Source organism: Roseateles chitinivorans, from assembly GCF_050632235.1.
In the GTDB taxonomy this organism is placed as follows: Bacteria; Pseudomonadota; Gammaproteobacteria; order Burkholderiales; family Burkholderiaceae_C; genus Roseateles; species Roseateles chitinivorans_A.
Map to the genome: position 1 here is coordinate 2,180,611 of NZ_CP192584.1, position 13,943 is coordinate 2,194,553.

Below are 13,943 nucleotides of genomic sequence, written 5' to 3' on the forward strand. Positions count from 1 at the left end.
CTGGAGTCCCGCACATGGCCGACTGGCTGCCGCCCACGCGTTACTGGGTGCTGGCGATCTTCATCGCCTCGGCGCTGTATGCCCACTTCCGCGGCCGTGTCCGCTTCAAGCTGGCCCGCGCGCTGACCGACTTCACCGTGCTGATCTCGCCGATCAACGCGGTGATGTACCTGTTCTCGCGCGCTCCGGCCACGCCCTACCTGAAGACCTCGGCCTTCCCCGAACTCAGCCTGCTGCGCGACAACTGGCAGGTGATCCGCGAGGAAGCCCTCAAGCTCAACGACGAGGGCTACATCAAGGCCGCGTCGGGCTACAACGACATCGGCTTCAACTCGTTCTTCCGCACCGGCTGGAAGCGCTTCTACCTGAAGTGGTACGACCGGGACATGGCCTCGGCGAACGCGCTGTGCCCGAAGACCGTCGAGCTGCTCCGGCAGATCCCGGGCGTGAAGGCGGCGATGTTCGCGTCGCTGCCGCCGGGGGCGAAGCTGGTGCGCCACCGCGATCCCTACGCGGGCTCGCTGCGCTACCACCTCGGCCTGACCACGCCCAACGACCCCGGCTGCTACATCGACGTCGACGGCGAGAAGTACCACTGGAAGGACGGCGAGGACGTGATGTTCGACGAGACCTTCATCCACTACGCCGAGAACACGACCACGCACCAGCGCGTGATCCTGTTCTGCGACGTGGAGCGTCCCGTCCACTTCGCGCCGATCCGCTGGCTGAACCGTGCGTTCGGCAAGCTGGTGATGACCTCCGCCGCGACGCAGAACCTGGAGAGCGAGCCCATCGGCGGCCTCAACAAGTTCTTCTATCACGCCTACAAGGTGCGCCTGTTCTTCAAGGCGTTCAAGGCGAAGTCCCGCACCGGCTACTACGTCGTCAAGTGGGCGCTGATCCTCGGCATCCTGGCCGCGATCTTCCTCTGACGGTCCCACCGCCCTGACCGTCGCGGCCGTTCCCACCGCCGCGACGCCACCGAGGCCCTGAGGGCCTCGGCTCGTTCAGCCAGCCAGCGCCTGCGACAGGCGCTGCGCCTGCGGACCGAACGCGTAGGCGTCCATCCCCAATGCGCCGAAGGTGACGCCGTCGTGGATGCGGATCGGCGCATCGTCACGACCGCCCGCGCCCGCGGCGACGTACCAGGGCAGCAGGTGCTCATCCGTCGGATGCATCAGCGCGGCGCTTGGCGCCTGCGTCCGGTAGGCCGCGAGCGCCTCCCAATCCCGGGCAGCGGAACGCTCCGCGAACCAGGTCCGGAAGGCCGCCGATTCGGCCATCTCGGGCGCGCCTTCCGACGTCGCGCGCATCAGCAGGCGCAGGTTGTGCGTGATGCTGCCCGTGCCCAGGATCAGCACGCCTTCGCGCGACAGCGCCTGTAGCTTCTCGCCGAGTTCGATCAGTTGCGCCGGCGAGGCGTGCGCCGTCAGCGTCAGCGGGATGACCGGCACGTCGGCGTCGGGATAGAGGAATCGCAGCGACGTCCAGATGCCATGGTCCAGGCCGCTGTGGTCGAAGACGGGCAGGGCGAGCGTCTCGCCGATCTGTGCGGTCAGCGCGCGGTCACCCGGGGCGTCGTAGCGCAGTTGGTACAGCGCCGGCGGGAAGCCGCCGAAGTCGTACACCGCCTCATGGCGGTCGGTGCCGAGCAGGACCGCCTCGCGCGCGGTCGTGTGGGCGGAGATCGCCAGCACCGCCTTCGGGCGGCCCCAGTGGGCGTCCAGCGTCCGGCCGAGGCGTTGCATGAAGGCACCGGCCTCGCCCGGCTCCAGCGCGATCATCGGCGAGCCATGCGAGACGAACAGGGAGGGAAGTGGGTGTTCATGACGTCCATTGAACGCCCGTGAGCCCGCCGCATCGTCAAAACCGGTTGCACGGACTGTTCAAGCCGATTGCATGGCCGCACCCCCGTGCCAGCGCGCGGGCATGCGGTTCGCTACAGTCCGCGCATGAGCGCGCACCCGTCTTCTCCGTCCGCCACCCCCGCCGGCACACCCAACGGTGCCCCCGCCGGAGCGCCAGCGGCCCGACCGGCTTCCGGTTCCACCACGGGCCGCCGCCCGCCATCGCTGTGGCGGCAGATGGGATTGCAGACCTGGCGCGACTTCCGCGCGGGCGAACTCCACCTGCTGATCCTGGCCCTGATGCTGGCCGTCGCCGCCGTGTGCGCGGTGGCCTTCCTGTCGGACCGGCTCGACCAGGGCCTGCGCCGGGACGCGGCGCAACTGCTCGGCGGCGACGCGGTCGTCGCCAGTGACCAACCGACGCCGGTCCCGGTGCGGGCGCTTGCCGAGCGGCTGAACCTGCGCAGCGTCGAAACGCTGAACTTCCCCAGCATGGCACGCGCCAATGAGGACCAGGGCGGCGGCAGCCGGCTGGTGGCGGTGAAGTCGGTCAGCCCGCGTTATCCGTTGCGCGGCGCGCTGTCGTTGAAGGATGGTCGCCAAGTGGGCGCGCCGGCAGCCGGCACCGTGTGGGTCGACACCGGCGTGCTCAGTGCGCTCGGCCTGAAGGTCGGCGATCCGCTGCTGCTCGGCGATGCGACGCTGAAGATCGCCGGCGAGATCTCGAACGAGCCCGATCGCGGCGCCGGATTCATGAACTTCGCGCCGCGCGTGATGCTGGCGCAGTCCGACATCGCCGCGACCGCGCTGATCCAGCCTGCGAGCCGCATCACCTACCGCTTCGCGGTGATCGGTGACGCGACCTCGGTGCAGCAGTTCAACACGCAGACGCGCCAGCAGCTGAAGGACGGCAACTGGCGCGGCGTGCGGCTGGAGTCGCTCGAGACTGGCCGCCCCGAGATGCGCCAGACGCTGGACCGCGCGACCAAGTTCCTGAACCTTGTTGCGTTGCTGGCCGCGTTGCTCGCGGCCATCGCGGTCGCGCTCGCGGCACGCGAATTCGCCAACCGCCACCTCGACGACTGCGCGATGCTGCGCGTGCTTGGCCAGCCGCAGCGACGCCTCACCTGGGTGTTCACGCTGGAGTTCGCCACCGTCGGCTTCATCGGCAGTGCGATCGGCGTGCTGCTCGGCTTCCTGCTGCATTACGGCTTCATCGCGATGCTCGCGGGACTGATCGAGGTCAACCTGCCGGCGCCCGGCATCTGGCCGGTGCTGCTGGGCCTGGGGATGGGCATGAGCCTGCTGCTGGGCTTCGGCCTGCCGCCGGTGCTGCAGCTGGCCGCCGTGCCGCCGTTGCGCGTGATCCGTCGCGAGCTGGGCCGTCCGAAGATGGGCTCGATCGCGGTGCTGCTGGCCGGCGTCATCGGGTTCTCCGCGGTGCTGACGGCGCTGTCGGCGGACTGGCGTCTGGGGCTGTTCGCGACCGGCGGTTTCGCGGTCGCGCTGGGCCTCTTCGCGCTGCTTGCGTACGGCGCGGTGCTGGCGCTGCGGCGGCTCGTGCCGCAGGCCGGCGCGCCGCGCTGGCTGCTGCTGGCGACGCGGCAGGTCGCCGCGCGGCCGGCCTTCGCCGTGCTGCAGGTGGGCTCGCTGTCGCTGGGGCTGCTCGCGCTGGCGCTGCTGGTGCTGATGCGCACCGACCTGATCGAGAGCTGGCGCGCGGCGACGCCGGTGAACGCGCCGGACCGCTTCGTCATCAACATCCAGCCGGAGCAGGGGCCGGGCTTCCGCGCCGATCTCGACAAGTCCGGCGTCAAGGACTACGACTGGTACCCGATGATCCGCGGCCGGCTGGTCGCCATCAACGGCGAGGCGATCAAGGCCAGCCGCTTCACCGAGGAGCGTGCGCAGCGCTTGGTGGAGCGCGAGTTCAACCTCAGCCACAGCGCCGAGCTGCCGTCGCACAACCTGATCGCCGGCGGCAAGTGGACGCCGGAGGACAAGGAGGGCGTCAGCGTCGAGCAGGGGCTCGCGGAGCAGCTCGGACTGAAGCTCGGCGACACGATGCGCTTCGACATCGCGGGCGTGCTGGTCGATTCGAAGATCACCTCGCTGCGCAAGGTCGACTGGGGATCGATGCGGGTCAACTTCTTCGTGCTGTACCCGCGCGCGCAGATGCCGGAGCTGCCGGTGAGCTACATCTCCGCGTACCGCTCGCCGCAAGGGCAGGGCGAGGCCGTGGCGCTCGACCGCAAGCTGGTCAACGAGTTCCCCAACCTGACGCTGATCGACGTCTCCGCCGAGCTGAAGCAGGTGCAGCAGGTGCTGGAGCAGGTGATCATGGCCGTGCAGCTGCTGTTCGCGGTCGCGCTGGCGCTGGGCGTGGTCGTGCTGCTGGTGGCGGCCGTGGGGTCACGTGATGCGCGCACGCGGGAGTTCGCGCTGATGCGCGCCTTCGGCGCGTCGAGCGCGCTGCTGGCGGCGGTGCAGCGGGCGGAGCTGCTCGGGCTGGGGGCGCTGGCCGGCTTCCTCGCGGGGATCGCCGCGCAGGCGCTGGGATGGGCGCTGACGCACTACGCGTTCGAATTCGAATGGCAGTTCAAGCCTTGGGTGCTGATCGGCACGACGATCGGCGGCGCGGTGCTGGCGCAACTCGCCGGCTGGTGGGCGCTGCGCGGGGTGCTGCAGCGGCCGGTGGTTCAAACGCTGCGCGAAGCGGATACCAACTGACGGAACTTCGGGCCCGGTTGACTGCCGAGTCTGCTGGCCCTCACCCCCACCCTCTCCCGCAAGCGGGAGAGGGAGTCCGACCGGCTCACTTCTTACCCCTCTCCCGCTTGCGGGAAGGCGCAACACTCGGTTCAACGACTCCCTCTCCCGCTTGCGGGAAGGCGCAACACTCGGTTCAACGACTCCCTCTCCCGCTTGCGGGAGAGGGCCGGGGTGAGGGCCAGCGGCGGTGGCAGTACGGCGGCGCTCTTCAACGACAACGGGCGGCCAGTGGCCGCCCGTTGTCATGGTGCGATGAGGATCAGCGAGCGGCAGCCGCGCGCTCTGCCGACTCCATCGTGTTGACCAGCAGCATCGTGATCGTCATCGGACCGACGCCGCCCGGCACGGGCGTGATCCAGCCGGCGACTTCCTTGACGCCGTCGAAGTCCACGTCGCCGCAGAGCTTGCCTTCCTCGGTGCGGTTCATGCCGACGTCCAGCACCACCGCGCCGGGCTTGACCATGTCGGCGGTCAGCACGTTGCGCTTGCCGACGGCGGCCACGACGATGTCGGCCTGGCGCGTGAAGTGGGCCAGGTCCGGCGTCGCGCTGTGGCACACGGTCACGGTCGCATTGGCCTGCAGCAGCAGCATCGCCATCGGCTTGCCGACGATGTTGCTGCGGCCGATCACGACGGCATGCTTGCCCTTGGTGTCATAACCGATGAACTCCAGCATCTTCATGCAGCCGTACGGCGTGCAAGGCTTGAAGCCCTCCTGCCCGACCATCAGCGCGCCGGCGCTGGCGACGTGGAAACCGTCGACGTCCTTCTCCGGTGCGATCGCCTCGATGACCTTGTGTGCATCGATGCCCTTGGGCAGCGGCAGCTGCACCAGGATGCCGTGGATGGCCGGATCGTTGTTCAGCGCGTCGACACGCGCGAGCAGCTCCGCCTCGGTCATCGTGTCGGCGTACTTCTCCAGAACCGAATGCAGGCCCGCGTCCTCGCAGGCCTTGACCTTGTTGCGCACGTAGACCTGGCTGGCGGGGTTCTCGCCCACCAGCACCACGGCCAGTCCCGGCTTCACGCCCTGGGCCGTCAGCGCGGCGGCGCGGGTCGCCACTTCGGCGCGCAATTGCTTGGAGAGGGCGTTGCCGTCGATCAGTTGTGCGGTCATGTCGGTACTCCGAATTCAGGAACTCAAAAACGGGGAAAGCAGAAAAGCGCAAGGGCAGAGGATCGCTCTGCCCGGAATGCAAAGAGGCCGCTTCGCAGCGGCCTCTGAAGTCTTGCAGCGATCAGCCGGCCTTGGCCTGCGTGTTCGCGCCGAGCGCGATCTTCAGCAGGTCGGCGACGGTGTTGGCGTTGAGCTTCTCCATGATGTTGGCGCGATGCGCTTCCACCGTCTTGATGCTGATGCCCAGGTCGTCGGCGATCTGCTTGTTCAGGCGGCCGGCGACGATGCGTTCCAGCACCTGCGCTTCACGCGTGGTCAGGCGCGACAGCAGCGCGTCGCGGCTGGCCGCTTCCTGCTGCGTGGCGAAGGCGCCGCGGGCCTGGTCCAGCATGCGCTCGACCAGCGACAGCAGTTCCTCTTCCTTGAACGGCTTCTCGATGAAGTCGACCGCGCCCTTCTTCATCGTCTGCACCGCCATCGGCACGTCGCCGTGGCCGGTGATGAAGACGATGGGCAGCGGGCTCTTGCGTTCGATCAGCTTGTCCTGGAGTTCCAGGCCGCTCATGCCTTCCATGCGGATGTCAGCGATCAGGCAGGCGACTTCGCGCGGGTCGTAGCGGCTCAGGAAACTCTCGGCGGAGTCGTAGCACTTGACCCGGTAGTCCTTGCCTTCGAGCAACCATTGCAGGGAATCTCGGACGGCCTCGTCGTCATCGACGACGTAGACATTACCCTTCTTCGGAATCAAGCTCATGGTGTTGCGGCAGTGTTGTGTGCTGTGCCCGTCCCTGCATCGCCGCTCTTGTCCAGAGGGGCGAGCGGAGACTCCGGACGCGGGATGTCCACGGGGATCGTGAACGCGAACCGGCACCCGACGATGGACGGGCCATTGTAGAGGTTCTCGGCACGGATCCGACCCTGGTGGGACTCGATGATGGACCGGCATAACCCTAGGCCGATCCCCAATCCATCGGCCTTCGTGGAGAAGAAGGCCTCGTACATGCGCTCGATGACCTCGACCGGCAGACCCGGTCCCATGTCGGTCACCGAGAACTCGATGTTGGCGCCGAGCTCGGCGGTGTGCTTGGGCACGACGCGCAGCTCGATGTGGCGGCGCGAGGGCGGCAGCGCCGCGTTGTCGATCGCCTCGGCCGCGTTCTTGAGCAGGTTCAGCAGCACCTGCTCGATCAGGATCGGATCGACGCGCATCACCGGCAGCCGCTGCGCGACGTAGGTGTGGATCTGCACGTTGCGCCGCCGCAGCTCGATGCCGGCGAGCTCGACCGAGTCCTCCACGATCGACGCCGCGAACGCGGGCTGGCGCTGCGGCTCGCTCTTCTTCACGAAGGCGCGGATGCGGTGGATGATCTGCCCGGCGCGCTGCGCCTGCTTGGCGGTCTTCTCCAGCGCGACGATCAGGTCGTCCTTCTGGATGTTGTCGCCGCGCACCCGCGAGACCATGCCGTTGCAGTAGTTCGTGATCGCGGTCAGCGGCTGGTTCAGCTCGTGCGCGACGCTCGAGGCCATTTCGCCCATCGTGATCAGCCGGCTGGTGACCTGGGCCTTCTCGGTCTGCTGCTGCTGCTGGGCCTCGGCGTGGCGGCGCGCGGTGATGTCGGTGGCGATCAGCATCTGCGCCAGGCGGCCGTCGGTCCACTGCAGGTAGCGGGCGCGGACGTCGAACCACATGTCGAGCTGCGCGATGAACACCTCGCGGGAATCGCCGCCGACCTCGGTCAGGTGCTGCGCGGGCAGGCCGCCGTAGTCGTCGACATCGTCATCGTCGCCGTGATCGCCGTGGCTGTTCGCGCCCTCGGCATAACTCGCGTCCTGCGTGCTGGTCGCGCCGGCCAGGCTGGTCGGCTGCGAGCCCGCGAGCATCGCGTGCCCCTTCGGATCGGCGCCGAACCACAGCCGGTAGCTGCGGTTGGCGAAGAGCAGTTCGCCCTGCTGCACCGACAGCACCGACACCGCCGCGTCCAGGCCTTCCAGCACCGTGGTGAAGCGCTCGTGCGACGCGGACAACTGGTCGCGCACCCGCTTGGCCTCGGTGATGTTGGTCATCGAGGTCATCCAGCCGTTCTGCTTGCCCTTGGGGTCGATCAGCGGCGAGACGTACATGCGGGCGTCGAAGATGCTGCCGTCCTTGCGCATCACCTTCACCTCGGAACCGCCGGCGGGGCTGCGGCCTTGCATCTCCTGCTGCAGCAGGCGCAGGTTCTCCTCGTAGCGGTCGGGCGGCCAGTAGGGGAAGGGCGGCTTGCGGCCGATCAGCTCGGACTCGGCGAAGCCCGTCATCGCGCAGAAGGCCGGGTTGACGTAGCTGATGCGCGTCTCCAGGTCCATCGCCCGCATGCCGGTCAGCATGGAGTTCTCCATCGCGCGCCGGAAGTTGGTCTCCGCGGCCAGCGCGTTCTGCACCTGCGCGCGCCGGCGCATGTGCTTCCAGGTGCCGAGCAGCATCCAGACGGTCAGCACCGACAGCGCCATCACCATCCAGAACAGCGTGTTGGAGATCAGCCCGATCGAGGTGCGGTAGCCCTGGCCGCGCAGCACCAGGCCGGGCGCGGGCGCCATCGGGACCTCGTAATAGATGGGGGCGCGCGTGATGCGCTTGCCCGGCATCGGCGTCACCGTGCTGGCGACGACCTGCTCGCGCGGATCGAGCACCGCGACCGCATGGCGCGAGGTCAGTTCGTTGGGGACCGAGTAGCGCAGCAGGCCCTCGACCGCGTACTCGGCGATCAGCACGCCGGCGAAACCGGCGCGGTCGCTCAGCGGCAGCTGGAGCTGGAAGACGGTCGTGTTGTTGGCGTCGGCGAAGGACGCCGAGTAGACCCGTGTGCGCCGGTCGCGCGCGCCCTGAAACGCGCGTTCGGGTTCGCTGTTGGCATGGCCGTTGGGCATGGACGGGTCGCTGCCCTCCAGCGTCATCAGGGACTCGGCCTGCTCGCCGATCGCCGCGACGCTGACCCGCTTCTCGCGGCGCGCGTTCAGCCAGGTGATGTGGGTGATTTCGGGCCGGTTGCGCGCGATCGCCATCGCGCGCTGGGTGAATTCGAGGTTGTCGATCGAGCGGTTGGCCAGGTCGCGCTGCAGCGGGATGAGGAAGTCCTCGTTCTCGATCAGGCGCGAGCGGATCTGCTGCTGCGCCATCTCGGTGTCGCGCTTGACGGCCTCGGCCTCGCGTTCGATCTCCTCGTTGCGGAGGTACCAGAAGGCCGACACGATCGCCGCCAGGAACAGCACCACCGACAGCAGCGGCCCCAGCGTCGCGAAGCGGTCCTGCCGGGAGGGGACTGCCGGCGCCACCACGCCGACACCAGGCGTTTGACGGGATTCAGGGCACGGCGCGCAAAGCCTTGGACATCGAGGCGGGACAACATGCGCGCGATTATCCCGGCGCCGTCAGTCCCACCCGGCCAGGGCGGCCCCGGGGCATTCCCGATCCGGGCATTCCCGGATCGCATCGTGAAAGACATCCGTCACGAAACGACCCCCGTGCAGGTCATTGCATTTCATTATGTGGAAACGCATCGCGCTATTTGGAAAATGAAAGGCTTATGCGACACTCCGCCGCCATAGCCCTTCCGGTGGGGTTGGCCGCGTGCGAACGCATGACGGCGCACGCATGACGGTTCTCGCAAGTTCGGGCACAGTGGCCCGTTCGATCCGAGAGCCTCGCGCGGTGACCCAGCCCGCCAGACGCCCATCAGAAGGCCGTGATTGAGACAAGGAGACAAAGACATGTCCGCGCAGCCCCAGTCGTTCCTCGGCGCATCCGCCAATGACACCGACGCCCTCGAAACCAAGGAATGGCTGGACGCGCTGTCCGCCGTCATCGGTGAAGAAGGCGGCGACCGTGCCCACTTCCTGCTCGAGACCCTGATCGACCACGCGCGTCAGGCCGGCATCGACGTGCCCTTCTCGGCCACCACGGCCTACGTCAACACCATCCCGGCCGACAAGGAAGAGCGCTTCCCCGGCAACATCGAGATGGAAGAGCGCCTGCGCGCCTTCATGCGCTGGAACGCGATGGCCATGGTCGTGCGCGCCAACCGCCTGCATCCGGAAGACGGCGGCGACCTGGGCGGCCACATCTCCAGCTTCGCCTCGCTGGCGACCATGCTGGGCTGCGGCTTCAACCACTTCTGGCACGGCGACGACACCGGCGAAGGCGGCGTGCACGGCGGCGACCTGCTGTACATTCAGGGTCACAGCGCGCCCGGCATCTACGCCCGCGCCTTCCTGGAAGGCCGCATCACCGAAGACCAGCTGAACAACTTCCGCCAGGAAGTCGAAGGCAAGGGCCTGTCGAGCTACCCGCATCCGAAGCTGATGCCCGAGTTCTGGCAGTTCCCGACGGTGTCCATGGGCCTGGGCCCGCTGATGGCCATCTACCAGGCGCGCTTCCTGAAGTACCTGCACGCCCGCGGCATCGCCGACACGTCGCAGCGCAAGGTCTGGGTCTTCCTGGGCGACGGCGAGATGGACGAGCCGGAAAGCCTGGGCGCGATCGGCTTGGCCGCGCGCGAGAAGCTGGACAACCTGATCTTCGTCGTCAACTGCAACCTGCAGCGCCTGGACGGCCCGGTGCGCGGCAACGGCAAGATCATCCAGGAACTGGAAGGCGAGTTCCGCGGTTCCGGCTGGAACGTCATCAAGCTGATCTGGGGTTCGTACTGGGATCCGCTGCTGGCCCGCGACAAGCAGGAGCTGCTGCGCAAGGTCATGATGGAGACGCTGGACGGCGACTACCAAGCCTACAAGGCCAACGACGGCGCGTTCGTGCGCAAGCATTTCTTCGGCAAGCACCCCGAGCTGCTGAAGATGGTCGAGAACATGTCCGACGAGGACATCTGGCGCCTGAACCGCGGCGGCCACGACCCGCAGAAGGTGTACGCGGCGTATCACAAGGCGGTGAACACCGTCGGCCAGCCGACCGTCATGCTGATCAAGACCGTCAAGGGTTACGGCATGGGCAAGATCGGTGAAGGCAAGAACACCGCGCACCAGACCAAGAAGCTGCAGGACGAGGACATCAAGGCCTTCCGCGACCGCTTCAACATCCCCATCCCGGACAGCGAGCTGTCCAAGATCCCGTTCTACAAGCCGGCCGACGACACGCCGGAGATGCAGTACCTGCACGAGCGCCGCAAGACCCTGGGCGGCTACCTGCCCAAGCGCCGTCCGCAGGCCGAGGAAGCGCTGAAGGTGCCCGACCTGGCCACCTTCCAGGCCGTGCTGGACCCGACCGCCGAAGGCCGCGAGATCTCGACGACGCAGGCCTACGTCCGCTTCCTGACGACGCTGCTGCGCGACAAGGAACTGGGTCCGCGCACCGTGCCCATCCTGGTCGACGAGGCGCGCACCTTCGGCATGGAAGGCCTGTTCCGCCAGATCGGCATCTACAACCCCGCGGGTCAGAACTACACGCCGGTCGACAAGGACCAGGTCATGTACTACCGCGAGGACAAGGCCGGCCAGATCCTGCAGGAAGGCATCAACGAAGCGGGCGGCATGGCCAGCTGGGTGGCCGCGGCGACGTCGTACTCGACGAACAACCGCGTGATGATCCCGTTCTACGTCTACTACTCGATGTTCGGCTTCCAGCGCATCGGCGACCTGGCCTGGGCGGCGGGTGACATGCAGGCGCGCGGCTTCCTGCTGGGCGGCACCTCGGGACGCACGACGCTGAACGGCGAAGGCCTGCAGCACGAGGACGGCCACAGCCACATCCTGGCCGGCACCATCCCGAACTGCATCAGCTACGATCCGACCTTCGCGCATGAAGTCGCCGTCATCCTGCACTCTGGCCTGAAGCGCATGGTCGAGAACCAGGAGAACGTCTACTTCTACCTGACGCTGCTCAACGAGAACTACCCGATGCCGGGCCTGAAGGCCGGCACCGAGGAGCAGATCCTCAAGGGCATGTACCTGCTGGAAGAGGCCGTGCAGCCGCAAGGCGCGCAGCCGCTGACGGTGAACCTGCTGGGCTCGGGCACCATCCTGCGCGAAAGCCAGGCCGCCAAGAAGCTGCTGGAATCCGACTGGGGCGTCGGCGCCAACGTCTGGTCCTGCCCCAGCTTCAACGAACTGGCCCGCGACGGCCAGAACGCCGAGCGCTGGAACCTGCTGCACCCGACCGAACTGGCCTGCGTGCCCTACGTGACGCAGCAGCTGAGCAAGGTGCAGGGTCCGGTGATCGCGTCGACCGACTACATGAAGAACTATGCGGAACAGATCCGCGCCTTCATCCCGGCCGGCCGTTCGTACAAGGTCCTGGGCACCGACGGTTTCGGCCGCAGCGACTTCCGCTCCAAGCTGCGTGAGCACTTCGAGATCAACCGCCACTACATCGTCGTCGCCGCGCTGAAGAGCCTGGCCGACGAGGGCAAGATCCCGCAGGCCAAGGTCGCGGAAGCCCTCAAGAAATACGGCATCAACGTCGACAAGATCAACCCCTTGTACGCCTAAGCAGCGGACCCGGAGACAACACAAATGGCATTGGTGGAAGTCAAGGTTCCCGACATCGGGGACTTCAAGGACGTCGCGATCATCGAGCTGCTGGTCAAGCCCGGCGACACGGTGAAAGTGGAGCAGAGCCTCGTCACCGTCGAGTCCGACAAGGCCTCGATGGAGATCCCGTCGTCGGTGGCGGGCGTCGTCAAGGAAGTGAAGGTCAAGATCGGCGACACGATCAACCAGGGTGACCTGATCGTCGTGCTCGAGAGCGATGCCGCGGGTGCTCCGGCACCGGCTGCTGCCGCGCCCGCACCGGCGGCTGCCGCTCCGGCGCCCGCGCCGCAAGCCGCGCCCGCAGCGGCTCCGGCCGCCGCGCCGGCTGCTGCCGCACCGGCGGGGGCCGTCGACATCATCGTTCCCGACATCGGCGACTTCGACGAAGTCGCGGTGATCGAGGTGCTGGTCAAGGTCGGCGACACGGTCAAGCAGGAGCAGAGCCTCATCACCGTCGAGAGCGACAAGGCCTCGATGGAGATCCCGTCGTCGCACGGCGGCGTGATCAAGGAACTGCTGGTCAAGCTGGGCGACAAGGTTGCCAAGGGCACGAAGATCGCCGTGATCGAAGCCGCGGGCGGCGCTGCCGCCCCGGCGCCGGCTGCTGCAGCGCCCGCTCCGGCGCAAGCCGCCGCTGCGCCGGCTCCGGCCGCCGCGAGCGCGCCCGCGGCCGCTCCGGCGGATCGCCAGATCCCGACCGCCGCGCTGCCGCCGCATGAGCCGACCAAGCCGTCGGGCAAGCTGCCGCATGCGTCGCCGAGCATCCGCAAGATCGCCCGCGAACTGGGCGTGCCGCTCGACGAGGTCAAGGGCTCCGGCGCCAAGGGCCGCATCACCGAATCCGACGTGCAGGGCTTCGTCAAGGCCGTCATGGCCGGCACGGCGCAGACCGTCGCGCAGAAGGCGGCGGCTCCGGCCGGCGGCGCTGCTGCCGGTGGCGCGTTCCCGGGCCTGCTGCCCTGGCCCAAGGTCGACTTCGAGAAGTTCGGCCCGGTCGAGCGCAAGGACCTGTCGCGGATCAAGAAGATCAGCGGCGCCAACCTGCATCGCAACTGGGTCACGATCCCGCACGTCACCAACCACGACGACGCGGACATCACCGAGCTGGAAGCCTTCCGCGTCCAGCTGAACAAGGAGAACGAGAAGTCCGGCATCAAGGTCACGATGCTGGCCTTCATGATCAAGGCGACCGTTGCCGCGCTGAAGAAGTTCCCCGAGTTCAACGCGTCCCTCGACGGCGACACGCTGGTCCTGAAGAACTACTTCCACATCGGCTTCGCCGCGGACACGCCGAACGGCCTGGTCGTGCCGGTGATCCGCGACTGCGACAAGAAGGGCATCTTCCAGATCAGCCAGGAGATGTCGGAGCTGGCCAAGAAGGCCCGCGACGGCAAGCTCGGCCCGGCCGACATGACCGGCGGCTGCTTCTCGATCTCGTCCCTGGGCGGCATCGGCGGCACCTACTTCACGCCGATCATCAACGCGCCGGAAGTCGCGATCATGGGCGTGTGCAAGTCCTCGACGCAGCCCGTGTGGGACGGCAAGCAGTTCCAGCCGCGCCTGATCCTGCCGCTGTCGCTGAGCTGGGACCACCGCGTCATCGACGGCGCCGCGGCCGCGCGCTTCAACGTGTACTTCGCGTCCTTGCTGGCGGACTTCCGTCGCATCGCTCTCTGATCGGAAGGACC

At 67.7% G+C, this 13,943-nt stretch carries 8 protein-coding genes; 4 read left to right on the plus strand and 4 right to left on the minus strand.

Going from position 1 to position 13,943, the window contains the following annotated elements; genetic code table 11:
• Positions 1 to 14 precede the first annotated feature (14 nt).
• Positions 15 to 932, plus strand: a complete 918-nt coding sequence (locus ACQ859_RS09795) for an aspartyl/asparaginyl beta-hydroxylase domain-containing protein (protein ID WP_431265609.1) — start codon at positions 15 to 17, stop codon at positions 930 to 932.
• A gap of 75 nt (positions 933 to 1,007) precedes the next feature.
• Here ACQ859_RS09795 and ACQ859_RS09800 read toward each other — a convergent pair whose 3' ends face one another.
• Positions 1,008 to 1,808 carry a dioxygenase family protein gene (locus tag ACQ859_RS09800; RefSeq protein ID WP_431266505.1) on the minus strand — a complete coding sequence of 267 codons (801 nt, stop codon included), beginning with the start codon at positions 1,806 to 1,808 and terminating at the stop codon, positions 1,008 to 1,010.
• A 276-nt stretch (positions 1,809 to 2,084) separates the two neighbouring features.
• Here ACQ859_RS09800 and ACQ859_RS09805 point away from each other — a divergent pair, with 276 nt between their 5' ends.
• Positions 2,085 to 4,577, plus strand: coding sequence for an ABC transporter permease (locus ACQ859_RS09805; RefSeq protein ID WP_431265610.1), 2,493 nt, complete (start codon positions 2,085 to 2,087; stop codon positions 4,575 to 4,577).
• A gap of 301 nt (positions 4,578 to 4,878) precedes the next feature.
• Here the strand turns inward: ACQ859_RS09805 and folD are convergent, their stop codons facing one another.
• The 3 genes from folD to ACQ859_RS09820 form a co-directional block, all read right to left on the minus strand.
• Entirely contained in the window at positions 4,879 to 5,736 is an 858-nt protein-coding gene (gene folD, locus ACQ859_RS09810) for a bifunctional methylenetetrahydrofolate dehydrogenase/methenyltetrahydrofolate cyclohydrolase FolD (protein ID WP_431265611.1), read from the minus strand.
• 121 nt (positions 5,737 to 5,857) lie between these two features.
• Positions 5,858 to 6,490, minus strand: coding sequence for a response regulator transcription factor (locus tag ACQ859_RS09815; protein ID WP_067268997.1), 633 nt, complete (start codon positions 6,488 to 6,490; stop codon positions 5,858 to 5,860).
• Entirely contained in the window at positions 6,487 to 9,048 is a 2,562-nt protein-coding gene (locus ACQ859_RS09820) for a PAS domain-containing sensor histidine kinase (protein WP_431265612.1), read from the minus strand. Before ACQ859_RS09820 ends, ACQ859_RS09815 begins: the two co-directional genes overlap by 4 nt.
• A gap of 435 nt (positions 9,049 to 9,483) precedes the next feature.
• On the opposite strand from ACQ859_RS09820, the gene aceE reads away from it, so the two are divergent.
• The gene (gene aceE / locus ACQ859_RS09825) at positions 9,484 to 12,213 is read left to right on the plus strand and encodes a pyruvate dehydrogenase (acetyl-transferring), homodimeric type (RefSeq protein ID WP_431265613.1); all 2,730 of its coding nucleotides are present in this window, start codon (positions 9,484 to 9,486) and stop codon (positions 12,211 to 12,213) included.
• Positions 12,214 to 12,237: 24 nt separating this feature from the next.
• A complete protein-coding gene (aceF, locus tag ACQ859_RS09830; RefSeq protein ID WP_431265614.1) occupies positions 12,238 to 13,932 on the plus strand; it encodes a dihydrolipoyllysine-residue acetyltransferase in 1,695 nt (564 codons plus the stop codon).
• Positions 13,933 to 13,943: the final 11 nt, after the last annotated feature.